Source organism: Kitasatospora sp. NPDC098663, from assembly GCF_044760075.1.
Lineage (GTDB): Bacteria > Actinomycetota > Actinomycetes > Streptomycetales > Streptomycetaceae > Kitasatospora.
The window spans coordinates 1-21,908 of record NZ_JBIWAP010000057.1 but is presented as its reverse complement, the minus strand read 5'-3'; the positions used below and the strand labels follow the sequence as shown (position 1 = coordinate 21,908).

Here is a 21,908-nt window from a genome sequence, read left to right as displayed (position 1 = left end):
GCGGCCGGCCGTCGACCGGTCTTCCCGGTCCGGCTGCCCGCCCGCCGCGCGCGGCCCCCTCCGAACGGCCATCGTGGACGGCGCGGCCCCGGCGCCGCCAGCCGGGCTGCGCCGCCCGCGCCGCCGCTCACCCGGACGGCCGAACCCGATCGCGGCCTCCCCTGGTGCCCCGGAGGCTGAGGACATGAACGCCGCCACCGAAACCCCGCCGACCGCCCCGCCGGTGCTGGACGTCCGGCAGCGCAACGTCGTCTTCGGCACCATCGTGCTCGGCATGCTGCTGGCCGCGCTCGACCAGACCATCGTCGGCACCGCGCTGCCCACCATCGTCGCGGACCTCGGCGGGGCCGCGCACATGTCGTGGGTGGTGACGGCCTACCTGCTGGCCGAGACGGTGGCCACCGTGCTGGCCGGCAAGTTCGGCGACCTGTACGGGCGCAAGCTGCTCTTCCAGGTCTCGGCGGTCGTCTTCATCACCGGCTCGTTCTTCTGCGGCCTGGCGACCAACATGACGCTGCTGATCGCCTGGCGGGCACTCCAGGGCATCGGCGCGGGCGGCCTGATGGTGACGGCCATGGCGCTGATCGCGGACGTCATCCCGCTGCGCGAGCGCGGCAAGTACCAGGGCGCGATCGGCGCGGTGTTCGGCGTGGCCACGGTCATCGGGCCGCTGCTGGGCGGGCTGTTCACCGACCACCTGTCCTGGCGCTGGGCGTTCTACGTCAACGTGCCGATCGCGATCCTGGTGGTGATCGCGGCCGCCCGGACCATCCCCTCGGTGCGCTCGGCGGTGCGCCCGGTGATCGACTACCTGGGGATCGCACTGGTCGCCGTCGGCGCCAGCGCCCTGATCCTGGCGACCAGTTGGGGCGGCAACGAGTACGCCTGGGGCTCCGGGGTGATCATCGCCCTGTTCGCCGGCGGTGCCGTCGCCCTCGGGCTGTTCTGCTGGGTGGAGAGCAGGGCCGTCGAACCGATGCTGCCGATGCGGCTGTTCCGGAACCCGGTGTTCGCGGTCTGCTCGGTGCTCAGCTTCATCGTCGGCTTCGCGATGCTCGGCGCGCTGACCTTCCTGCCGACCTTCCTGCAGTACGTCGACGGCGACTCGGCGACCGTCTCCGGCGTGCGGACGCTGCCGATGGTGATCGGGCTGCTGCTCGCCTCCATCGCCAGCGGCAACGCCGTCAGCAAGACCGGCCGGTACCGGGTGTTCCCGATCGTCGGCACCCTGGTGATGGCCGTCGGCCTCTACCTGCTCTCCCGGCTCGAACCCGGCACGGGCACCGCGCTCGCCTCCCTCTACATGTTCGTGCTCGGCGCCGGCATCGGGCTGAGCATGCAGGTGCTCACCATCGCCGTGCAGAACACCGTCGACTACGCCGACCTCGGCACCGCCACCTCCGGGGTGACCTTCTTCCGCACCATCGGCAGCTCCTTCGGCACCGCCGTGTTCGGCACCATCTACGCCAACAGCCTCAAGACCGAACTCGCCCGGGGCGTGGCCGACTCGGCCCGCCTCACCGGCGCGGACCCGGCGCTGCTCACCCGGGCCGCCGAGAGCCCGCAGGGCCTGCACCGGCTGCCCGCCGCGCAGGCGGCCCCGATCATCCAGGCCTACTCCGACGCCCTGCACACCGTGTTCCTGTGGACGGTGCCGGTCGCCCTGGTCGGGTTCGTGGTCGCGCTCTTCCTCAAGCAGGTGCAGCTGCGGGACACCGCCCGGGCCGGCTCCACCGACATGGGCGAGGGCTTCGCCCAGCCGACCACCAGCGACTCCGACCCACACCTGGAGTACGCCGTCGGCAAGCTCGTGCGCGGCGTCGACCTCGACACCGTCCGCTCGATCGTCGACGACGCCGACACCCGGGTCGACCTGGCCGGGGCCTGGGCGCTGATGGAGGTCGCCGGCCACACCAAGGCCGTCGGCCAGGCCTCCCTGGACCTCATCGCCGCCCGCAAGCGGATCCCGCCCGAGGTCCTGGAGCCGGTCTTCGACCGGATGGCCGCCGAGGGCTACCTCACCCGCGACGGCGACCGGCTCTCCCCCACCGAGGCCGGCACCCAGGAGGTTCGCGCCCTCGCCCAGGCCTGGTCGGACTGGCTCAACGCCCGGCTGGACGCCGACGCCGGCCGCCCGCACAGCCCCCAGCTGCACACCGCGGCGACCGCCGTCGCCTGGCGCCTGATGGTCGAGGACCTCGCCAACGGCCTTCCGGCCCACGCCCGTTCGAAGGACGCGGCGCGAACCTAGGCCACCGCCGGAGCTAGGGCGTGTTTCATAATTCCCGCCGGGCGCGCGACGCCGGGCATCCCGGCTGGACGCACCGGCGAAGCACCCAAGTACGGCCCAGTACGAGGGAGCTCCGCCGGCACGCCCAGCCGGGCGCCCAACGCCGCGCGCTGATCCGACGCGAATTATGAAACACGCCCTAGGGCTTCCTCGCCAGGATCAGTTCGCGCCGCACGCCGTCGGCCATCAGATCGCCGGGCTCGTCGGTCTCGGCGAAGCCGTTGCGGCGGTAGAGAGCGATGGCCGCGTCGTTGTCGGGGTTCACCGCCAGCTTGAGGGTGGTGAACCCCTGCTCGGCGGCCCAGCGGGCGATCGCGCCGATCAGCCGGTCCCCCACGCCCCGGCCGCGCGCCGCCGGGCCGACCCACAGGGAGATCAGCTCGGCGGCCGCCCCGACCTCGTCGGCCGGGACTCCGCTGGCCATCGCGACCGGGCGGCCGTCCAGCACCGCGACCAGATCGAGAGCCCCGGGGATCTCCAGGCGGGAGCGCCAGCGGGCCTCGTGGTCGCCGGCGCCCTGCCAGTCCGCCAGGGTGGAGCCGAAGGCGTACGGCGCCTCGGTCAGCGCGGCCAGGCGCAGCTCGCGCCAGAGCGCCCAGTCATCGGAGCCGAGACGGCGCAGTTCCGGTTCGTGCGGGTCGGACTCGTGCAGGTCGGGCGCGCACAGTTCGGGTTCGTGCAGTTCGGGTTCGTGCAGTTCGGGTTCGTGCAGTTCGGACATGGTGCGGACCTTGCCGCAGGCCGGGCGGCACGGCAAGCGGATTACCCGGTTCAGCCCACGAGCGGCGGGTTGAGGCGGGCGAAGGCCTCCTGCCGGCGGTAGGGGAAGTACGGGTACGGCGCGGTGCGGGTGCTGGCCGCATCGAGCCGGGCGACCTGCTCGTCGGTCAGCGACCAGCCGACCGCGCCGAGGTTCTGCCGCAGCTGCTCCTCGTTGCGGGCGCCGATGATGACGGAGGAGACGGTCGGGCGGCGCAGCAGCCAGTTGATGGCGATCTGCGGGACGGTGCGGCCGGTCTCGGCGGCGATCCCGTCGAGCGCGTCGACCACCCGGTACAGCAGTTCGTCCTCGACCGGCGGCCCGTAGTCGGCGGTGTCGTGCAGCCGGCTGTCGGCCGGGAGCGGCCGGCCGCGGCGGATCCGGCCGGTGAGACGGCCCCAGCCGAGCGGGCTCCACACCAGGGCGCCGACGCCCTCCTCCTGGGCGAGCGGCATCAGCTCCCACTCGTAGTCGCGGCCGACCAGCGAGTAGTAGACCTGGTGGGCGGCGTAGCGGGGGCGGCTGTGGCGCTCGGCGACGGCGAGGGACTTCATCAGCTGCCAGCCGGAGAAGTTGGAGACGCCGGTGTAGCGGATCTTGCCGGCCCGGACGAGGTCGTCGAGGGTGGCCAGCACCTCCTCGATCGGGGTGCCGGCGTCGTAGGCGTGCAGTTGGAAGAGGTCGAGGTAGTCGGTGCCGAGGCGGCGCAGCGCGTCGTCCACGACCCTGGTGAGGCGGGCCCGGGAGGTGCCGGCGTCCTGCGGGCCGTCGCCGGTCGGCAGTCCGGCCTTGGTGGAGACGAGCACCTGGTCGCGGCGGCCGCGGATGGCCTGGCCGAGGACCTCCTCGGAGGCGCCGTCGGAGTAGACGTCGGCGGTGTCGAAGAGGGTGACTCCGGCGTCGATGGCGATGTCGAGCAGGCGGCGGGCCTCCTGGACGTCGGTGGTGCCCCAGGCGCCGAACAGCGGCCCACGGCCGCCGAAGGTGCCGGTGCCGAGGCTGAGCGCCGGGACCTTGAGGCCGGACGAGCCGAGTCGGCGGTATTCCATGGCGACTGTCGTGCCGGTTGCCGTGCTGATTGTCGTGCCGGTTTCCATGGCAGTTCTCCCCTCGGAGCCCTTAACGGGACTCCCATTCCGTTAGGATGGTTCGACCTTAGCAGGGTCCATCGACCTAATGGAACAGGAATCCCGTTAATGACTGCCGAGCCCTCCGCCCCGGACGTTCCGGAGAACCCCACGCCCGGGACGCGGCGCCCCGGCGGCCGCACCGCCCGGGTCCGCACCGCCGTCCTGCGGGCCGCCGAGGACGCCCTGGTCGAGCACGGTTTCAGCGGGCTCGACCTCGGCGACGTCGCCCAGCGGGCCGAGGTCGGCCGGACCACCGTCTACCGGCGCTGGGGCACCACCAGCGCGCTGGTCGCCGACCTGCTCGCGGACATGGCCGAGCAGTCACTGCCGCGCACCCGCAGCGGCTCCCTCGCCGAGGACCTGCGGGCCAACGCCCGGCTGGTCCAGTGCACGCTGGCCGACCCCCGGCAGGGGGCGCTGTTCCGCGCGGTGATCGTGGCCGCCACCTGCGACCCGGGCGCCGCCGAGGCACTGCGACACTTCTACCTGCGCCGGGTCGAGGAGTGGGCGCCGTGCGTCACCGAAGCCGTCGAACGCGGCGAACTCCCGCCGGACACCGACGCGTTCGAGGTGGTCCGGGCCGTCTCCGCGCCGCTCTACTACCGGATGCTCACCACCGCCGAGCCGCTCGACGAGGCCGCCGCCGACCGCGCCGCGGCCGCCGCCGAGGCGGCCGCCCGGGCGGGGGCGCACCGGCGGGAGAGCAGCTGAGACCGGCCGGCGGGAGGGCGGACGATCCGGGGGTGACCCGCGGAACGCCCTAGAAGAAGCTGTCGTCGTCGCCCTCGTAGTAGTTGTTCACGACCACCTCGGGCGTGTCGTCGCTGAACGCCTCGTTGAGCAGCGCGCCGCCGACCAGGCCGGCCGCGCCCGCGCCGATCAGCGCGCCGGTGCCGAAGCGGCGCCCGCCCTGGCCCGGCTGGCCCTGAGCGGGCTGGCCCTGGACCGGCTGCGGATAGCCCTGCTGGACCGGCTGCGGGTAGCCCTGCTGCGGGGTGTAGAACGGCGGCACGGTGGTCTGCACCCGCTGGGCGCAGGCGGCGCAGGTCTCGATCTGGCGCGGCACTCCCCACTGCGGCGACCACAGCACCGCCGTCGAGCCGAAGCCGTGCGAGGGGTCGAAGAAACACGTCACGGGGGAACTCCCTGGTCCTGGCTGGGTCATCGGGGCAGCGGGCGCCACAGCGGGTACGGCGGGCGCCATGGCCGGCGCGGCGGGCACGGCCGGAGCCGGCGCGGGGGCAGCGGGCGCGGGGGCGGCGGGCGCCGGTTGCAGGACGTCCACCCCGAAGTCGGCGGCGATGCCCGCGAGCCCCGACGCGTACCCCTGCCCGACGGCCCGGAACTTCCAGTCCGCGCCGTGCCGGTAGAGCTCGCCGAACACCATCGCCGTCTCGCTGCCCGCCTCGGCCGCCACGTCGTAGCGGGCCACCTCGGCGCCGCCGTCCGGGTCGGTGAGCCGGATGTACGCGCCGCGGACCTGGCCGAAGCTCTGGCGCCGCCGCACCGCGTCGTAGACCGCGACCGCGAAGACGATCTTCTCTACCCCGGGCGCGACGTCCGCGAGCCGGACCTCGATCCGCTCCTGGTCTTCGCCGCCACCGGCGCCGCCCTGGTGGCGGACCGAACCGTCCGGGCTCTGCAGGTTGTTGAAGAAGACGAAGTGCTGGTCCGAGACGACCTTCCCGGAGGCGTCGCAGAGCAGGGCGCTGGCGTCCAGGTCGTACCCGGCGCCGGCCGTCCAACCGAGACCGACCCGTACGACCCGCAGCCCGGGGGCCTGCTTGCCCAGGGAGACGTTGCCGCCCTTCGTCAGGGCCACACTCATGACACTTCCTCCGCCACCGTTCGAATGACCGCTGTTTCCACTGTTCGACCACGACAACGCTGTAGAGCTCGCCCCGGTTCCCGACTTCCCGTCAGTACCGGACGGGACGTTCCAGCAGGCCACGGGCCCGCGGCGCGACCTGGCCGGCCGGGGCGCGCGGGCGGGGCGCCCTGGCGGGGTGTCGGCTCCCGACCTATTGTCAGGTAACATGACACGCCTTCGTCGCGCCGCCACCCTGGCCGCCGCCCTCACCGGCACCCTCGCCGCCCTGCTCACCCCGGCCGCCGCCCAGGCCGCCCCGGCAACCTGCCGGGTCGTCGGCACCACCCCGGTGGACACCGAACAGGCCCGGCTCCAGGACCAGCGGACGACCGCCTTCACCGAGCGCTCCGGCCTGCACGACCTGCTCCGGGGCTTCCCCGCCGCCCTGTGCGCCGCCCGCAACGCCCGGCAGGCGGAGCGGGTGGCGGGCGCCTGGGGCCGGGCGCTCTGGCAGGCCGGGGTGGACCGGGCCCAGGAGCGGCGGCCCAGCGGCGAACTCCCCGCCCGCGACGACCGCCCGCTGTACTGGACCAGGCTCGCCATGACCGTCCAACTGGCCCGCTGGCAGCCCCGGTTCGACGTCGACCCGGCCGACCTGCGGGCCCGCTTCGAGGACGCCTCCCGGGGCCTCGACGACGGCTTCACCGCCGCCCCCGGCGTCCGGCGGATCTTCGTCAGCGGCTTCGACCCGTACGGCCTCGACACCGAGCCGCGCCGCGCCAACCCCTCCGGCGCGGCCGTGCTGCAACTGCACGGGCGGCGGATCACCCTCGCCGACGGCAGCCCGGCCGAGGTCCGGGCCGTCCTGCTGCCGGTCCGCTACGGCGACTTCGACGACGGCGTCGTCGAGCGCGCCTTCGGCCCGCACCTCACCCCCGGCCCGCAGGCCGCCGACCTGATCACCAGCATCAGCCAGGGCTACCCGGGCCTGTTCACCCTGGAGGCCTGGGCCGGGCGGGCCCGCTCCGCCGACCCCGCCACCGACAACACCGGCACCCTCTCCGGCGGCACCCGGCAGCACCCGGTCACCGCGCCGGGCCTGGACGACGGCCCGGAGTTCATCCGCACCACCCTGCCCACCGACGCCATGACGGCCGTCCAGCAGCCCTACCCCGTCCGCCTCAACACCACCGTCACCGAGATCCCCCAGGACGGCCTCGACCCCGTCGACCGCGCGGACGGCCCCACCCCCGGCTCCCGCGCCGTCGCCGGTGGCGGCGGTGGGTACCTCTCCAACGAGGTCGCCTACCGCTCCAACCGCCTGCGCCTCGACCTCGCCCCCGACCTCCCCGGCGGCCACCTGCACACCCCCGTCCTCACCGGACTGCCCGCCGAGCAGGACCGCCTCACCGCCCCGGAGTTCGAGCGGAACGAGGCCGCCATCGCCGACCAGGTCCGCGAGATCCTGCGCCACGCCCGGTTCTGAGCCCGGCACCACTCCCGATTCCGAGCCCCGGCGCCAAGCCTGGTTCCGAGCCCCGGGCCCGCGCGGCCGGGACGGCTACACCGGCCGGGCGAAGCACGTCCCCGCCGCGCGCGCCCGGCACTCGGCGATCTGCGCGTACGCGGCCGCCCGATCCGCCCAGTGCGAGCCCTCGACCGACTTGCCGCGCTCCAGGTCCTTGTAGACCTGGAAGAAGTGGGTGATCTCCAGCAGCTCGAACTCGCGCAGGTCGCCGATGTCGCGCAGGTCGCCGTAGCGCGGGTCGTGGGCGGGGACGCACAGCACCTTCTGGTCCGGCCCGCGTTCGTCCCGCATCACCCACATGCCGACCGCCCGGCAGGTGATCACGCACCCCGGCACGGCCGGCTCGCCGCCGAGCACCAGCGCGTCCAACGGCTCCGCGTCGCCGCCGAGGGTGCCCTCGACGTAGCCGTAGTCCACGGGGTAGCGGGTGGCGGTGAACAGGGTGCGGTCGAGGCGGATCCGGCCCGCCGCGAAGTCCATCACGTACTTGTTCCGCGACCCCTGCGGGGTCTCGATCAACACCTCGAACTCCACCGCGGCCTCCTCCTCTGCGCCTGGGGAGATTGTCCGCCGTCCCGGCCGTCCGGGCACCCTCCGCAAACGCCCTCCACGGCCCGCCGGGGTCCGTTAGCATCCGGATCATGGGGAGTTGGCGTGTCACCGTCCAGAACCACCACCGGCGCAGCGGCGGGCGACCGCAGGGGCGCCCGGAGGGGCCGCTGGCCCACTGCGGCGACCTGGCGCTGTACGGCCGGGACGGCGAGATCAGCTGTGTCGACGCCGAGGGCCTGGTCCGCTGGCGCCGCCCCTGCGCGGGGCGCCCGAACGCGGCCCACCTCTCCGGCGGCCGGGCACTGGTCACCACCGACTCCTTCGAGTACACCGCCTGGGGCCACCTCGGCCCGGCCCTGCTGCTGGACCTCGACGACGGCGCCCTGGTCGCCGAACTGCGCGGCGAGCGCGGCACGGCCCTGGGCGGCGGCCGCTTCGTGCTCGGCCTGGAGGGCTACGGCGCCTTCGACACCTGGGCCTACGACCGGGACGCCACCCTGGTCGACTCGTGGCGCAGCTACGGCCACTACGTGGTCGGCGACGGCCTGCGCGTCGTCGAGACGGACCGCCGCCGGCCGACCGGGAGCCGGGTGGTGCGGCTGCTGCCCGGCGGGGGGATCGAGAGCGGCCCGCTGCTCGCCGACCCGCAGGCCCCCGCGCCGGTGGTGCTGGCCGACGGCACCGTCCTGGTGCTGGACGCCGGGGTGCTGCGCGCCGTCGGGCGCGACCTCGACGCCACCGTGCTCGCCGAGTTGCTCCCGCTGTCCGGCGGCGACCTGCACCGGTTCACCGGCACGCTGCGCCGCACGGCCGACGGCCTGGCCGTGACGCTCGTGGAGCGCCACCCGACCCGGATGGGCGGCTACACCACCCACCGCTGGACCCTCGGGCTGGAGTCGCCGAACTAGGGCGGCCGGCGGGCTTCCCGGCCCCCGGCACTCCTCGGCGGCCACTCTCCGCGACCGCTCCCACGGAGCAGTACCGGGCGCGCGGCCGCTCCGGCGGCGGTAGGACGGACACAGACGTGCCCGGGAGGAGAGACCGTGAAGATCGTCGTCGACCTCAACCGCTGCCAGGGCTACGCGCAATGCGCGTTCCTCGCTCCCCGAGTGTTCGAGCTGCACGGGGAGGAGGCCCTGCTCTACACCCCGCAGGCCGCCGAGGACCAGCGCGACCGCGTCCAGCGGGCCGCCGCGGCCTGCCCGGTGCAGGCCATCGTGGTCGAGGAGGAGGACCGGTCCGATGTCCGATGACCTCAAGAACGGCCGGATCGTCATCGTCGGCGCCTCGCTGGCCGGCCTGCGCGCCGCCGAGACGCTACGGGACGAGGGCTTCGCCGGGCAGCTGACCGTGGTCGGCGAGGAACGCCTTCCCCCGTACGACCGGCCGCCCCTGTCCAAACAGGTGCTGCTCGGGCGGGTGCGCGCCGAGGAGACCGCGCTCCCCCGGCGCCGCGAGGTGGACGCGCGGTGGAAGCTCGGCGTCCGCGCCACCGGCCTGGACGGGGACGGCAAGCAGGTCCTGCTCGCGAACGGCGAGCAGCTGCCCTACGACCGGCTGCTGATCGCCACCGGCACCCGGGCCAGGCCCTGGCCGAAGGCCGAGCAGGCCGCACTCGACGGGGTGTTCACCCTGCGCACCGCCGAGGACGCGGCCGGCCTGGCCGAGCGGCTGGACGCCGGCCCGAAGCGGGTGCTGGTGATCGGCGCCGGGTTCACCGGCTCCGAGATCGCCTCCGCCTGCCGGGAGCGCGGCCTGGCGGTGACCGTCGCCGAGCGCGGCCCCGCCCCGCTGGTCGGGGCCCTCGGCGGGGCCTTCGGCGCCCTCGCGGCCAAGGTCCAGCTCGCCCACGGGGTCGACCTGCGCTGCGGGGTGACCGTCTCCGCGCTGACCGGCCAGGCAGGCCGGCTCACCGGCGCCGAGCTCTCCGACGGCACCCGGATCGAGGCGGACGTCGCCGTGGTCGCCCTGGGCGCCGTCCGCAACACCGAATGGCTGGCCGAGTCGGGGCTCGCCGCCGGTCCGCGCGGGGTGGCCTGCGACGCGGGCTGCCGGGCCTTCGACATGTACGGGATCGTCACCGACGACGTCTTCGTCGCGGGCGACGTCGCCCGCTTCCCGCACCCCCTCTTCGAGTACCAGCTGCTCTCCCTCGAACACTGGGGCAACGCGGTCGCGCAGGCCGAGGTGGCGGCGCACAACATGGTCAGCCCGGGCCCGCAACGGCGGCCGCACCTGAGCGTGCCGTCCTTCTGGTCCAGCCAGTTCGGGCTCAACATCAAGTCCGTCGGCGTGCCCACCTTCTCCGACCACGTGGTCCTCGCCCAGGGCTCGGTCGAGGAACGCCGGCTCGTCGCGGTCTACGGGTACCGGGGCCGGATCACCGCCGCCGTCAGCGTGAACCGCGCCAAATGGCTGGAGCACTACCAGCGGCTGATCGAGACCGCCGCACCGTTCCCGCCCGACTGGGACGGCGTCGAGCCGCCCGCCACCCGCATCCCGGTCCCCTCCGACGTGCCCGACCCGAAGGTGCTCTCGCACGGCCCGACCGTCGCCCTCACCGGCCACCTGCCCGACCGGCGGCTGACCCTGCGGCGCTGGGGCGGCTGAGCCCACCCGCCACCGCTCGACGGGCGCACGCCCACCGGGCCCCGCCGCCCGTCGAGGACCACCACCGCCGCCACCCCCGAGGAGCCACCGCGCATGGCCGCCGCCGACACCCTGTTCCGCCGGATCACCGACTACGCCAACCGCGCCGACCCCTACCCCCTGTACGCCGAACTCCGCGACCACGGCGTGGCCCGCCAGGACGACGGCAGCTACCTGGTCGGCACCTACCACGAGGTCGCCGCGCTGCTGCACGACCCGAGGATCAGCTCGGACCGCCGCAACCGCACCGTCCCGGACGAGCTGCAGGGCAGCGTCCCGGTCGCCTTTATCGGCCGGGACGACCCCGAACACGAACGGCTGCGCACCATCGCCATGCGGCCCTTCGGCCCGCCCCACGCGCCCGACCGGGTCGACGCCATGCACGGCGAGATCGCGCGGATCACCGGGGAACTCGTCGACGGACTCCGGGGCCGCGACCGGATCGACCTGGTCGAGGACTTCGCCTACCCGCTGCCGGTCACCGTCATCTGCCGGCTGCTCGGCGTGCCGCGCGAGGACGAGCCGCGGTTCCACGCCTGGTCCGAGACACTGATCGCGGGCTTCGACCCCACTCCCGACAGCGATCCGACCGAGCGCCAGCGCGCGGCCACGCAGGCCCGGATGGAGATGGGGCTGTACCTCGGCGAGCTCGCCGAGAGCCGCCGGGGCAAGCCGTCCGACGACATGCTCTCCGCCTTCGTCAACGACCCCGGCCCATCGGGCGGCTTCACCGAGACGGAGCTGATGGCCACCTCGGTCCTGCTGCTCATCGCCGGGCACGAGACGACCGTCAACCTGATCACCAACGGCGCGCTCACCCTGCTGCGCCAGCCAGAAAGCCTGGAACTGCTGCGCGAAAAGCCGGAGTTGATGCCGCGCGCGGTGGAGGAGCTGCTGCGCTACGAGCCCCCGGTCCAGCTGTTGCCGCAGCGCACCGCGCTCACCGACATCGAGGTCGCCGGGGTCACCATCCCCAAGGGCGTGCCGCTGATCCTGGTACTCGCCGCCGCCAACCGGGACCCTCTCCGGTTCCACGAGCCCGACCGCTTCGACCCGACCCGCCCGGACAACCAGCACCTCGGCTTCGGCAGCGGCGTGCACAGCTGCTTCGGCGCACCGCTCGCCAGGGTCGAGGCGCAGCTCGCGCTCACCGCACTCATCCACCGCCTGGACGGCCCCCGGCTGCTCCAGGACCCGCCCGAGTACCGGCGCAGCCCCGTCCTACGCGGGCCCCGGCACCTGCCGCTCGCGCTCTCCGGGGTCAGGGACTGAGCGGCCCGGGCCCGGGAGGCGGCATCGGCCTCCCGGGCCCGGGCGCGTTCGGCGGCGCTACGGCGTGCTGCGCACCACCGGCAGCTCCAGGAAGGACGGGTCGGCTCCGCCGTGCCCGATCCGGTAGCTCGCCCGGCCGTCGGCCGGGAGCAGCTGGAAGGAGTCCGGGTTGGCGGCGGCAACCGTGAGCCGGATCCGCTCGCCGGCCCGGAAGAGCACCGCGACGGGTTGCAGGTCGATGGTGACCTGACGGGCCCGGCCCTGCGGGAAGGGCGCCGCGTCGGTGGCCGCGTAGCTGCGGGGCGTGCGCAGCCGGCGCCAGTCGGGATTGTCGCCCCGGTCGGCCACGGCCCGGTCGGCGAGGGCGAGTTGGCCCTCGGTCAGGTAGGTGACCCGGCCGTCGGGGGCGACGTCCTCCAGGTAGACGTGCAGGGCTCCCTGGGCGGTGCCGTCGAGGCCGGTGACGTCGAGCGTGACGCGGCCGTTGCCGGTCACCCGGGTGTCGCCGGTCAGCGGCGGAGTGGTGTAGCTGAGGAGTTTGGCGTCCACGGCGGCCCGGTCGGGGTAACTGACCGGGCCGCCGTTGAGGTTGGTGTTCCAGCGGTCCAGCGGTCCGGTGCCGGCGGTGGGGTCGAGGCGCAGCAGGTCGGCGCCGGGGCGGTCGTCCGGATCGGGCCGACGGCGGCTGAGCGCGGTGTCCTCGCCGAGGTAGAGCCGCTGCGGGCGGGTGCCGGGCAGCGGCCAGCGGGTGGTGGTGCGCCAGACGCCCTCGTTGAAGGTGTAGTAGTGCAGCTGCCGGGTGCCGTCGGGGCGGCCGTCGGCCCGCACGTAGCGGTCGAAGAAGTCGAACGTCCGCTGGGCGATCTGGGCGCGTTCCTGGTCGGTGAGGTGGCGGGCGGGCTGGAAGGGGTCGGCGAGGAAGCCCTGGCCGTGGCTCCACGGACCGATCCAGGCGTCCTGGGTGTTGGAGAGGCCGGTGAACTGGGAGAGCACGCCGTTGGCGGTGCCCGCGTCGAGCCAGCCGGCGTCGGTGAGCACGGGGACGCCGCCGGCCTCGACGGCGTCGGACTTCTCGCCGACGCTGCCGACCGTCCAGCTCGTCGGGCCGTCCTGGTAGTCGCGGTACACACCGGCCTCGGCCATGTCGACCAGGTTGGCGTTGCCCGCGTGCTCGGCGCGCGCGGCGGCGAGCAGGGCCGGTCCGTCCGGGCCGTCGACCGGCCGCGGCACGGCGCCGGTCAGGCCTGCGGCCGCGCAGACCTGCCGGGTCTGCTCGTCGGTGTCGCAGGTGGTGCCGCCGGCCTGGTCGAGGATGCGCAGCAGCAGCGCGTACGGGGCGATCCGGGGCTCGATGAGCAGGCCGCCGGGGCGCACCAGGTCCTCGTACGGGTCGAAGTCGTAGGAGATCGGGGCGGCGGCGGTGATGTGGTGGTTGCCGAGGGCGGTGGCGAGCATCGCGGTGTCGCCGCCGTAGGAGACGCCGGTGGTGCCGACCCGGCCGTTGGACCAGGGCTGGGCGGCGATCCAGTCGCTGAGCGGGCCGCTGTCGGCGACGATGTCGGCGCCGAGTTCGGAGCTCAGGGTGCCGAAGGAGGCACCGGTGCCGCGCAGGTCGGCGACCACGTAGGCGTAGCCGTGGGCGTTCCAGCCGTCGGCGTCGCTGCTGCGGCCGCCGTTGCCGGGTGCGCCGGGGTAGACCCGGGCCCGCCAGTAGCGCTGGGTGACCAGGACGGTGGGCAGGTTCGCGCCGTCCCTGGTGCCCTCGGGCAGCCAGACGTCGACGGCGAGGCGGACGCCGTCGGGCATCGTCACGTAGCGCGACTGGAGGTGCGGCTCGGCAGCCGGGGCGGCCGCGGCGGGCGCCACCGCGAGTCCGAGCACGGCCGCGGCCGTGACGAGCGCCGCCAGCGGGCGGCGCGGGATCCCTCCTGCCCGGCTCACCGGGAGGTCGGCTTCCAGGGGCCTTCCTCGGGCCTGGCCTCGGTGTCGGTGCCCGGCCAGGGCGGCATGGTGACGGCGGCGATCCGCAGCGGCCGGTCGGCGTCCTCGTCGGCCCGGAACTGGAACGCCGTGCCGAGCGGGATCGAGGCCGCCGTCCCGGGCACGAGCCGGACGGTCTCCTCCCGCCCGCCCTGGCGGCGCCACAGCTCCCCGGCGCCCTCGACGACCTGCCACAGCTCCTGCACGGTGGCGTGCGACACCGCGTGCGACACCTGCCCGGGGGCGAGCTCGAACACCGCGAGGCTCCCCTGCCCGTCCAGGACCAGCAGCGGGAACACCGCGGACCCGTCCGGTGCGCGCACCACCTGGACGTCGTCGACGTCCGCTGTCTGGAACGGTTGTTGCACTTGCTGACTGCTCATCCGACCCGGCCTCTCTCGCGTCACGGAGTACCTTGGTCTCGTCCCCCACCGCCGATGAGAACACGCCTCTGTACCCGGCCGCCACCCTGAGATGTCCCGTAGTTCGACGCGTCGGTCCCGCGCCGGCCGCGCGCCGCTCTCAGCCGCCGGCGGGCGTGCCGAACTCGCGGAGGGCGTCGGTGACGATCGCGTCCAGCCGGGCGTGGTGGGCACCGCGCCAGTAGGCCTGGCCGCAGTCGACGCACTGGGCGAAGACGTCGAAGGAGCGCTCGGTGCCGTCCCGCAACTGCTCGCGCACCGAGGTCTTGTCGGCCTCGCGCAGCGTGCCGTTGCAGGTGGTGCAGCGGCTCCACGGATCGAGCGGGGGCGCGAAGCGGGAGAGCACGTCGCGCAGCTGCTCGTTGGGGCGGTGGCTGTAGACGTAGGCGCCGGCCCACAGTTCGCGGCGGCGCAGCAGGCCCCGGTCGCGCGAGAGCAGGACGCGCTGCTCGGCGGCGGAGCGGGCGGCGAGCGCGGCGTCGCCGATGTCCGGGTTCTCGTAGGCGGCGTCGACGCCGAGCAGGCGCAGCCGGCGGGTGAGGGTGCCGAGGTGGACGTCCAGCAGGAAGCGCGGCGGGGCGGGCGAGGGCTGCGGCCGGTCCACGGCCCGGACGGTGACGTGTTCCTCGTCGACCGGCACGTGCGACCCGGGCACGGGCCGGCCGTCCACCAGCAGGGTGCCGACCTCGGTGAGCGGGACGCCCAGGGACTCGACGACATGGCCGAGCGTCGAGGTGCCGTCGGTGCGCAGCGCCGAGCGGCCGGCCCGCCGGGGCCCGGAGACGAAGAGGTGCAGCTCGGGGGCGAAGTCGAGCCAGATCTGGGGTCGGTCCACGCGGCCAGCATGCCAGCGGGCGGCGGCCCGGGCCACCGGTTTCCGGTCAGCCGTCGGAGCATTCTCGGGCGGGCTCGCGGCGGCGGCGGCCGGCGCGGGCCCCGACCGGGGCTGAGCAGCCGGTTCGGGGCGGCGCGCAGGGGCGGCGCGGAGGGTGCCGAGGGAGGTCGCCGGGGCGCTGCTGGTCGACACGGGTCTCCTGGCTGGGGGCGGCGCGCGGCCGGGCGTTCGCAACGGTTCGCGGCCCGGCCCGGCCCGGCCCAGGCAGGAGGCGGACCGGCGGTAAGGTCCAGCGATCACGGAACTCCTTGGTCCACTACCGGGCCCCACCGCACCGGCGGGCGAGCGCTGAACCCCCGTACGACGGCGGCGAATCGCTCCTCCCACGGGCCCGGAACCGGCCCCGGCCGTACCGCCGCCGCGCCCTCCGTACCCGCTCCGAATCCGCCTCGCCCACCGGCCTCCGGGCGTCACCGACCGTGCCGAAGGGCCAAGTTTTGCCGTATTGACCGGTCAGTAACGCCCTCCTATGCTCAACGGCATTCGCGATCCGGCACCGGGCCCGGCGCCGCCGTGCCCGCCCGATCCGCCGCCGTCATCGGCTCGAAGGGCTCTTCCCATCAGCACCTCCATCGCCCGCTCGGACGACACCGGCCACCCGGGCGACACCGGCCACCCGGGCGACGCACGGGACGGCACCGGCACCCGCCGCCGCCGTTTCCTCACCTACCTGCTGGCCGCCCCGACCCTCACCGTCGGCGCCCGGCTCGGCCTCGACGCCGCCGCGCCCGCCACCGCGCGGGCCGCCGTCCGCGCCGCCGCGGCCGCCCAGGACGCCGCCGCCCCCTCGCAGTTGATCGGCCTGCCCGGCATCCCGGACATCCTCGACCTCGGCGACGCGCTGATCGTCGCCGGCCTGCCGACCTCGCACCTGCTCGTCCTGGAACTCACCACCGCCGGGCGCGCCGTGCTCCACCTGCCCCGGCTGGAGGTCGGCCAGGGCCTCACCACGGCCATCGCGATGCTCGTCGCCGAGGAACTCGACGCCCTGATCGGCGACGTGGACGTGCCGCTCTCCGACGGCCGCCCCGAACTGCTCTTCAACCAGCTGACCGGCGCCTCCAACTCGGTGCGCTCGCTGTACGACCCGGTGCGCGCCGCCGCCGCCGCCGCCCGCGCCCGGTTGGTGACCGCCGCAGCGCGGCGCTGGAACGTTCCGGCAGACACCCTGCGCACCGCCGACTCCGCCGTCCACGCCCCCGACGGCCGCCGCGCCCGCTACGGCGACCTCGCCGCCGAGGCCGCCGCCGTCGCCGCCCCCGCCGTGTCCAGCTCCCCCAAGACCGCCGACCAGTTGCGCGTGGTCGGCCGGCCCACCAACCGGATCGACGCCCGCGACATCGTCACCGGCCGCGCCAAGTACGCCGGGGACCTCGCGATCCCGGGCGCCGTCCCCACCGTCGTCGCCCGCCCGACCACCATCAACGGCACGCTCAGGACCCTGGACGCCGCGGCCGCCCGCGCCATGCCCGGCGTGCTCGGCGTGGTCCGGATCCCCAGCGGCGTCGCCGTCCTCGCCGAGACCTTCGACCAGGCGCTCAAGGCCCGCGACGCGCTGCGCACCTCCTGGAACCCGGGCCCGGTCGCCAGCCTCTCCACCCCCGACATCCGCGCCCAACTGCGCGCCGCCCACGCGCCGTTCCTCATCCCCCCGCTGCTCACCCAGTACGTGGACGGCGAATTCGACTTCGCCTTCGTCAACCACGCGCCGATGGAGGTACTGACCGCCATCGCCGACGTGCGGCCCAACCGGGCCGAGCTGTGGTTCGCCGCGCAGACGCCGATCGTCGCCCAGCAGGCCATCGCCGCCGAACTCGGCCTCCCGCAGAACGCCGTCACCGTCCACGTGGTGCGCGGCGGCGGCTCGTTCGGCCGACGGCTGTTCTTCGACGCCGCCCTGGAGGCCGCCCAGATCTCCAAGGCCGCGGGCCGACCGGTCAAACTCATGTGGACGCGCAACGACGACATGCGCCACGGCCGGATGCGCCCGGCCAGCCACCACCGGATCCGGGCCACCTACGCGCTCGGCCAGGTGCTCAGCTACGAGCACCGCGCCGCCACCGTCAAGACCGACTTCCGGCACGGCCTCGGCGAGATACTCACCGCCGCCGGCTTCAACCTCTCGCTCGCCGGGCTCAGCCTCGCCCAGGCCTTCTTCCTGCTCAGCGAGAAGAACCCGTACAACGTCGGCATCCCCACCCAACTCCTCGCCGAAGTGCCGCTGGACATTCCCACCGGCAGCTGGCGGTCGGTCTACTCCGGCACCGTCCGGGTCGCCGACGAGATCATGATGGACGAACTCGCCCGCTGGATGGGCCAGGACGCCGTCGCGTTCCGCCGCGCCCGGCTGCGAAGCGCCGTCGGCCGGGCCGTCCTCGACACCGTCGCCAAGGCCGGCAGTTGGGGCCGCCCGATGCCCCCCGGCCACGCCCAGGGCATCGGCTACCACGACGAGAACAGCGGGTGCGCCGCCTACCTGGTCGAACTGGACGCCACCGACCCGGCCGACCCCCGGGTCACCAAGGCCGTGATCGCCGCCGACGTCGGCCGGGTCATCAACCCCCGGGGCCTGGAAGCCCAGCTGACCGGCGCCCTGGTCGACGGCATCTCGGTCATCCTGCAAGCCGGCAACCACATCGACAACGGGGCCGTACGCGAAGGCAGTTACGCCGACTTCCGGTACGCCCGGCAGCGGCACACCCCGCCGGCCGTCGAGATCCACCTCATGCCGCCGAGCGGAGCGCCCGGCGGCGCCGGCGAGCTGGGCGTCCCGGCGGCCTCCGCCGCGGTCGCCAACGCCTACGCGCGCGCGACCGGCACCAGCCCGCGCTCCTTCCCGATCACCTTCTGACTCCCCCAGCCGAGGAACCCCACCACCCCATGCCCACCCACACCTTCGTCCTCAACGGGCACCCCGTCAGCGTCGAGGCCCCGGACGACATGCCGCTGCTCTGGGTGCTGCGCGACAAGCTCGGCGTCACCGGCCCCAAGTACGGCTGCGGGGTGGGCGTCTGCCGCGCCTGCACCAGCCACCTGGACGGCGAGGAGTTCCAGCCCTGCACCCGCTCCGTCAAGGACTGCGAGGGCCACCGCGTCACCACCATCGAGGGCCTGGCCGACGGCGACACCCTGCACCCCGTCCAGGAGGCCTGGCTCGGCTGCGACGTCGCCCAGTGCGGCTTCTGCCAGCCGGGCCAGATCATGACCGCCGTCGCCCTGCTGCGCCGCACCCCGAACCCGACCGACGCGGACATCGACCAGATCCAGAACATCTGCCGCTGCGGCAGCTACCCGCGCATCCGCGAGGCCATCAAGCAGGCGGCGGCCCGGCAGTCGGGAGCCTGACCGCACCTGCCCCCGCCCGACCTGCGGGCGGGACAGGTGCGAGCTGCTGTCAGCACAGACCGACGGAACCGTTCTGCCAGGCGTAGTGGAAGTACCAGTTCCCGTCCGCGTAGGCCCCGTACACGTAGGCGGTGTTCCAGTACTCGGCGTTGTAGCTGTCCGAGTGCGCGGCGTGGATCCGGTACCAGACGTTGCCCTGGTTGTTGATGTCCTCGCCCCGCGTCCAGCAGTCGGGGGCGATCTTGTCCCCGGTGTGCCCGACGGCAGAGAGGTCGATGCTCCACGGCTTGTAGGACGGCGCGTACGACTGGGGCATGGAGTACAAGCCCACGCCGTGACCGCTGGAGACGTGGCTGGTGAGGTAGTACCACCCGTCGGCGGAGGCGCTGCCCTCCGCCAGACCGACGCTGCCGGCCGCGAGCGCCAGCACGGCCGCCGCGGTCGCACCCCGGCGCCCGATCTTGCCGAGGATTCCCTTGCCCATATCGACTCCCTTGTCCCGTCGAACCGTTGCGCCGTCCCGTCGACCTCGACGGCGGACCCAGCTGACCCGACGAACCGCGCTGTTCGGTACCACCTGACGGAAACTGACAACAACTGACACCGGCCGCCTCCCGCCCCGAACACCCCGTCCTCACGGTCACGCGTCGATATGATCCGTACGCGACAAGCAACACCGGTCGCCGTTGGATCTGACATCTGACAACAGGGGGACGCCATGGCGGAGCAGGAGTCGCAACCCGCGGAGAGAGACCCGGCGCCGAGCGTGGTGGAGGCCCTCGCCGCCGAGCTGCGCCGGTTGCGCTTGGAGGCGGGCAAGCCCTCGTTCCGCACGATGGCGAAGACCGTCGGCTCCATCTCCCACACCACGCTCTACGAGGCGGCCTCCGGCTCGCGCCTCCCGTCGTGGACCACCACCAGGGCCTACGTCCGGGCCTGCGGCGGCGACGAGGCCGAGTGGCACCGCCGGTGGACCGCCGCCGCCGACGAGGGGGCGGCCCCACCGGTCCCACCGGCCTCGCCGACCTCGCCGACCTCGCCGGTCGAGCCCTCGGGACCACCGGTCGCCGCGAGCACCACGGCCGACGCCACGACCGTCACCAGGGCCGACCGCACGGCCGCCTCCGCCGCCGAGCCCCCGGCCGGGCCGGGCCGGGGCCGCCGCCGGATCTGGACCCACGCGTTCTGCCTGCTCCTCGGCGTGGCCCTCGGCGTCGGCAGCACGCTCGCCGTGGTCGGCTTCCGCACGCCGGACGCCCCGGCCCCGGCCGCGCACGGCTGCCCGTCCGGGGACACCGAGTCCGCACCCGGCGAAGCGGCCGCCCGCCCCGCGCCGGGCCCGCGCCCGGCGGCGGCGCGGACGGCCGCCGACGACGGCACACCGTCCTGGGCCTCCCGGATCGCCTTCGACCAGCAGGCCGTCTCCAGTACCGAGATCGTCCTTCCGGTGCTCTCCCCCGTCACCCCGGGTGACGCCCTGGTGGTCACGATGATGCTGACCAGTACCTGTCCCGGGTCCGTCACGGTCACCGACAGCCGGGGCGACCGCTTCCGGATCGTCGGGGACGTCACCGACTCGCTCCGGCACCGGATCCTGCTCCTCGCGGCCTTCGGGGCGGCCGCGCTGACCTCGGAGGACTCGATCCGCGTCGCCCACCCGCGGGCGAGCAAGTACCACGTCGCCGTGGACGAGTTCCGCGGCGTCTCCGCCGTCCGGGCCGTCGGCCGCGCCTCCGGTGACGCCGGCGGGACGACCTTCTCCACCACGGCCAACGCCGCCGCCTGTGCGCCGGGCGACCTCCTGGTGGGCACGGTCGGCAGCAACAGCGGCAGCGCCCCCGAGTTCGGCACCAGTTGGACCAGCCTGCCCGCTCTGCGGCTCTCCTCCTACCGCCTCACCACCGCCCACCGGATCGCGACGGATCCGGACCACTGCGCCGCCACCGGGCAGACCACCTCCCAGTGGGGCGCCGTCCTCGCCGTCCTGCGCTGACCGTCCGCGCCGCTCCCCCACCCCTGGCCCGGCCGGTCCGGACCACCTAGAGCGTACGGGGGCGGCAGGTTGTCGGCAGGAGCAGGCCCACCGCCGCTGCCCACCGATCCTGGCCTGGCTGGGAAGGGAGAAATTCGAGTGCTGTGGTGGGCCGGCGTGACAGGATCAGCGCAGTCACGTTGACGGAGGAACCTGTGGCGAGACGACCCCGCCTACCAGCAGATGTGTGACCGCGCCATCGTCCGCCGTTCCTTCTACAGACCCGCGCCTGGCGGCGTACCGCGTTCACCGGGCTGCAGGACGTCGGAACCGTTCGGCGCCGTCAGGCCTGCTCAATGTGCGTTCGAGTACATGTACGTGTTGGTGGTCCAGTTGAACACGGCGATCTTGATGGTCTTGCCGGCGTCGGACCGACTGTTGTCCTGTGCGGTGTACCAGCCGTTGCCGATGCTGGTGGTTGCGGGTATCCCCAGCCAGTCCCAGCCGCTGCCGGTCCAGGTCAGAATCCACAGGTTCTGGCCGTAGTGGTTGGTGTTGAGGATGGAGTCGACGTACTCATGACCGTCGTTGCCCCAGAAGACATCCATTTCCGCGTTGGCGTCCTTGGACTCGAGCATGTCGCACCAGTGGTAGTTGGTGGACCAGCAGACGATCGGTGACGGTGGTTGTTGCGGCGTCGAGGCGGAGGCCGGCGCGGCGGCGACGACGGTGCCCGCCAGTACTGCCGTGGCCACAGCGAACACGGTGCGGCCCCTGAGCGTTCCGGTGAACGACATGTTGTCCTTCTTCCATTCGTCTTGTCGGAGCGGTGCGGTGCGGCCCGGCGAAGAGCCGGGCCGCACGGGACGATTACGAGTCGCCGCGCTTCGGCGGCGGCCCGCTGCCCAGGGTCTGGACATCGGCGAGTTTGGCGGCGCCGGACATGAGGACGACCCCGTCGGCATCACGAGCGATGAGGTCTCCGGCCTGACCCGGCACCACGGCGTAGGCGAAGTAGCGATGGGCAGGGTCGGCGGGCAGGGCGTGGATCGGCAGGATGCGCGGGGCCCGGTTGCCCACGTCGACTTCTTCCAGGCTGCCGACACGGGGGCTCACCAGGCCGTGGACGAGGATGAGTTTCGCGTGCCCGTCGATGGCGAAGTTCAACGGACTCTCAGCTGTCGAAGGAGATTGGCAGGCCAGTCCCACTAGGGCGCGTATTCGGTCGTGATCAACGGGTCCGGGTGAGGTCCTTGATCCAGATCATCGCGCCACGGAGGTGGAGGCCTGCGAGGTAGCTGTC

General features: G+C 74.0%; 20 protein-coding genes. 10 read left to right on the top strand and 10 right to left on the bottom strand.

The window, feature by feature from the left end:
* The first annotated feature begins 184 nt into the window (after nt 1-184).
* The gene (locus ACIQVZ_RS37445; RefSeq protein WP_402456415.1) at nt 185-2,251 is read left to right on the top strand and encodes an MDR family MFS transporter; all 2,067 of its coding nucleotides are present in this window, start codon (nt 185-187) and stop codon (nt 2,249-2,251) included.
* Between the two features lie 178 nt (nt 2,252-2,429).
* Here ACIQVZ_RS37445 and ACIQVZ_RS37440 read toward each other — a convergent pair whose 3' ends face one another.
* Nucleotides 2,430-3,011: a GNAT family N-acetyltransferase gene (locus tag ACIQVZ_RS37440; protein WP_402456414.1), complete on the bottom strand. Its 582-nt coding sequence runs from the start codon at nt 3,009-3,011 to the stop codon at nt 2,430-2,432.
* A gap of 50 nt (nt 3,012-3,061) precedes the next feature.
* Entirely contained in the window at nt 3,062-4,099 is a 1,038-nt protein-coding gene (locus ACIQVZ_RS37435) for an aldo/keto reductase (protein ID WP_402456412.1), read from the bottom strand.
* A 147-nt stretch (nt 4,100-4,246) separates the two neighbouring features.
* Here ACIQVZ_RS37435 and ACIQVZ_RS37430 point away from each other — a divergent pair, with 147 nt between their 5' ends.
* Entirely contained in the window at nt 4,247-4,891 is a 645-nt protein-coding gene (locus tag ACIQVZ_RS37430; RefSeq protein WP_402456410.1) for a TetR/AcrR family transcriptional regulator, read from the top strand.
* 49 nt (nt 4,892-4,940) lie between these two features.
* Here ACIQVZ_RS37430 and ACIQVZ_RS37425 read toward each other — a convergent pair whose 3' ends face one another.
* The gene (locus tag ACIQVZ_RS37425; protein WP_350887490.1) at nt 4,941-6,008 is read right to left on the bottom strand and encodes a TerD family protein; all 1,068 of its coding nucleotides are present in this window, start codon (nt 6,006-6,008) and stop codon (nt 4,941-4,943) included.
* 208 nt (nt 6,009-6,216) lie between these two features.
* Here ACIQVZ_RS37425 and ACIQVZ_RS37420 point away from each other — a divergent pair, with 208 nt between their 5' ends.
* Nucleotides 6,217-7,476: a pyroglutamyl peptidase gene (locus ACIQVZ_RS37420; protein WP_402456408.1), complete on the top strand. Its 1,260-nt coding sequence runs from the start codon at nt 6,217-6,219 to the stop codon at nt 7,474-7,476.
* Between the two features lie 75 nt (nt 7,477-7,551).
* Here ACIQVZ_RS37420 and ACIQVZ_RS37415 read toward each other — a convergent pair whose 3' ends face one another.
* Complete coding sequence (locus ACIQVZ_RS37415; protein ID WP_402456406.1) at nt 7,552-8,052, bottom strand: inorganic diphosphatase; 501 nt, start codon at nt 8,050-8,052, stop codon at nt 7,552-7,554.
* 107 nt (nt 8,053-8,159) lie between these two features.
* On the opposite strand from ACIQVZ_RS37415, the gene ACIQVZ_RS37410 reads away from it, so the two are divergent.
* The 4 genes from ACIQVZ_RS37410 to ACIQVZ_RS37395 all read left to right on the top strand — a co-directional run bounded on the left by ACIQVZ_RS37410 (nt 8,160) and on the right by ACIQVZ_RS37395 (nt 11,991).
* Complete coding sequence (locus tag ACIQVZ_RS37410; protein WP_350887482.1) at nt 8,160-8,978, top strand: hypothetical protein; 819 nt, start codon at nt 8,160-8,162, stop codon at nt 8,976-8,978.
* A 135-nt stretch (nt 8,979-9,113) separates the two neighbouring features.
* Nucleotides 9,114-9,323, top strand: coding sequence for a ferredoxin (locus ACIQVZ_RS37405; RefSeq protein ID WP_350887480.1), 210 nt, complete (start codon nt 9,114-9,116; stop codon nt 9,321-9,323).
* Nucleotides 9,313-10,680, top strand: a complete 1,368-nt coding sequence (locus tag ACIQVZ_RS37400; protein ID WP_402456404.1) for an NAD(P)/FAD-dependent oxidoreductase — start codon at nt 9,313-9,315, stop codon at nt 10,678-10,680. Before ACIQVZ_RS37405 ends, ACIQVZ_RS37400 begins: the two co-directional genes overlap by 11 nt.
* 93 nt (nt 10,681-10,773) lie before the next feature.
* On the top strand, nt 10,774-11,991 hold the full coding sequence (locus tag ACIQVZ_RS37395) for a cytochrome P450 (protein ID WP_350887474.1): 1,218 nt from the start codon (nt 10,774-10,776) through the stop codon (nt 11,989-11,991).
* A 57-nt stretch (nt 11,992-12,048) separates the two neighbouring features.
* On the opposite strand, the gene ACIQVZ_RS37390 is transcribed toward ACIQVZ_RS37395, so the two are convergent.
* From ACIQVZ_RS37390 to ACIQVZ_RS37380, 3 genes are all read right to left on the bottom strand, one after another.
* Nucleotides 12,049-13,932 (bottom strand): CocE/NonD family hydrolase, encoded by a 1,884-nt coding sequence (locus tag ACIQVZ_RS37390; protein WP_402456402.1) that lies wholly within the window; start codon nt 13,930-13,932, stop codon nt 12,049-12,051.
* Nucleotides 13,929-14,354, bottom strand: a complete 426-nt coding sequence (locus tag ACIQVZ_RS37385; protein ID WP_402456400.1) for a cupin domain-containing protein — start codon at nt 14,352-14,354, stop codon at nt 13,929-13,931. Before ACIQVZ_RS37385 ends, ACIQVZ_RS37390 begins: the two co-directional genes overlap by 4 nt.
* A 139-nt stretch (nt 14,355-14,493) precedes the next feature.
* A complete protein-coding gene (locus ACIQVZ_RS37380) occupies nt 14,494-15,228 on the bottom strand; it encodes a Mut7-C RNAse domain-containing protein (RefSeq protein WP_350887466.1) in 735 nt (244 codons plus the stop codon).
* Nucleotides 15,229-15,757: 529 nt separating this feature from the next.
* On the opposite strand from ACIQVZ_RS37380, the gene ACIQVZ_RS37375 reads away from it, so the two are divergent.
* Nucleotides 15,758-18,139 carry a molybdopterin cofactor-binding domain-containing protein gene (locus ACIQVZ_RS37375; RefSeq protein ID WP_402456398.1) on the top strand — a complete coding sequence of 794 codons (2,382 nt, stop codon included), beginning with the start codon at nt 15,758-15,760 and terminating at the stop codon, nt 18,137-18,139.
* A gap of 29 nt (nt 18,140-18,168) precedes the next feature.
* Entirely contained in the window at nt 18,169-18,633 is a 465-nt protein-coding gene (locus ACIQVZ_RS37370; protein ID WP_402456397.1) for a (2Fe-2S)-binding protein, read from the top strand.
* A 49-nt stretch (nt 18,634-18,682) separates the two neighbouring features.
* Here the strand turns inward: ACIQVZ_RS37370 and ACIQVZ_RS37365 are convergent, their stop codons facing one another.
* On the bottom strand, nt 18,683-19,117 hold the full coding sequence (locus ACIQVZ_RS37365; RefSeq protein ID WP_402456396.1) for a hypothetical protein: 435 nt from the start codon (nt 19,115-19,117) through the stop codon (nt 18,683-18,685).
* A gap of 234 nt (nt 19,118-19,351) precedes the next feature.
* Here ACIQVZ_RS37365 and ACIQVZ_RS37360 point away from each other — a divergent pair, with 234 nt between their 5' ends.
* Nucleotides 19,352-20,626, top strand: a complete 1,275-nt coding sequence (locus ACIQVZ_RS37360) for a helix-turn-helix domain-containing protein (RefSeq protein ID WP_402456394.1) — start codon at nt 19,352-19,354, stop codon at nt 20,624-20,626.
* Nucleotides 20,627-20,958: 332 nt separating this feature from the next.
* On the opposite strand, the gene ACIQVZ_RS37355 is transcribed toward ACIQVZ_RS37360, so the two are convergent.
* Complete coding sequence (locus ACIQVZ_RS37355) at nt 20,959-21,360, bottom strand: hypothetical protein (protein ID WP_402456392.1); 402 nt, start codon at nt 21,358-21,360, stop codon at nt 20,959-20,961.
* Nucleotides 21,361-21,475: 115 nt separating this feature from the next.
* A complete protein-coding gene (locus tag ACIQVZ_RS37350; protein WP_402456390.1) occupies nt 21,476-21,772 on the bottom strand; it encodes a hypothetical protein in 297 nt (98 codons plus the stop codon).
* Between the last annotated feature and the right edge of the window lie 136 nt (nt 21,773-21,908).

Coding starts and splice junctions, on each gene's coding strand:
- ACIQVZ_RS37445 (WP_402456415.1), top strand. CDS start 185: ATGAACGCCGCCACCGAAACCCCGCCGACCGCCCCGCCGGTGCTGGAC.
- ACIQVZ_RS37440 (WP_402456414.1), bottom strand. CDS start 3,011: ATGTCCGAACTGCACGAACCCGAACTGCACGAACCCGAACTGCACGAA.
- ACIQVZ_RS37435 (WP_402456412.1), bottom strand. CDS start 4,099: ATGGAATACCGCCGACTCGGCTCGTCCGGCCTCAAGGTCCCGGCGCTC.
- ACIQVZ_RS37430 (WP_402456410.1), top strand. CDS start 4,247: ATGACTGCCGAGCCCTCCGCCCCGGACGTTCCGGAGAACCCCACGCCC.
- ACIQVZ_RS37425 (WP_350887490.1), bottom strand. CDS start 6,008: ATGAGTGTGGCCCTGACGAAGGGCGGCAACGTCTCCCTGGGCAAGCAG.
- ACIQVZ_RS37420 (WP_402456408.1), top strand. CDS start 6,217: ATGACACGCCTTCGTCGCGCCGCCACCCTGGCCGCCGCCCTCACCGGC.
- ACIQVZ_RS37410 (WP_350887482.1), top strand. CDS start 8,160: ATGGGGAGTTGGCGTGTCACCGTCCAGAACCACCACCGGCGCAGCGGC.
- ACIQVZ_RS37400 (WP_402456404.1), top strand. CDS start 9,313: ATGTCCGATGACCTCAAGAACGGCCGGATCGTCATCGTCGGCGCCTCG.
- ACIQVZ_RS37395 (WP_350887474.1), top strand. CDS start 10,774: ATGGCCGCCGCCGACACCCTGTTCCGCCGGATCACCGACTACGCCAAC.
- ACIQVZ_RS37385 (WP_402456400.1), bottom strand. CDS start 14,354: ATGAGCAGTCAGCAAGTGCAACAACCGTTCCAGACAGCGGACGTCGAC.
- ACIQVZ_RS37375 (WP_402456398.1), top strand. CDS start 15,758: ATGCTCAACGGCATTCGCGATCCGGCACCGGGCCCGGCGCCGCCGTGC.
- ACIQVZ_RS37370 (WP_402456397.1), top strand. CDS start 18,169: ATGCCCACCCACACCTTCGTCCTCAACGGGCACCCCGTCAGCGTCGAG.
- ACIQVZ_RS37365 (WP_402456396.1), bottom strand. CDS start 19,117: ATGGGCAAGGGAATCCTCGGCAAGATCGGGCGCCGGGGTGCGACCGCG.
- ACIQVZ_RS37360 (WP_402456394.1), top strand. CDS start 19,352: ATGGCGGAGCAGGAGTCGCAACCCGCGGAGAGAGACCCGGCGCCGAGC.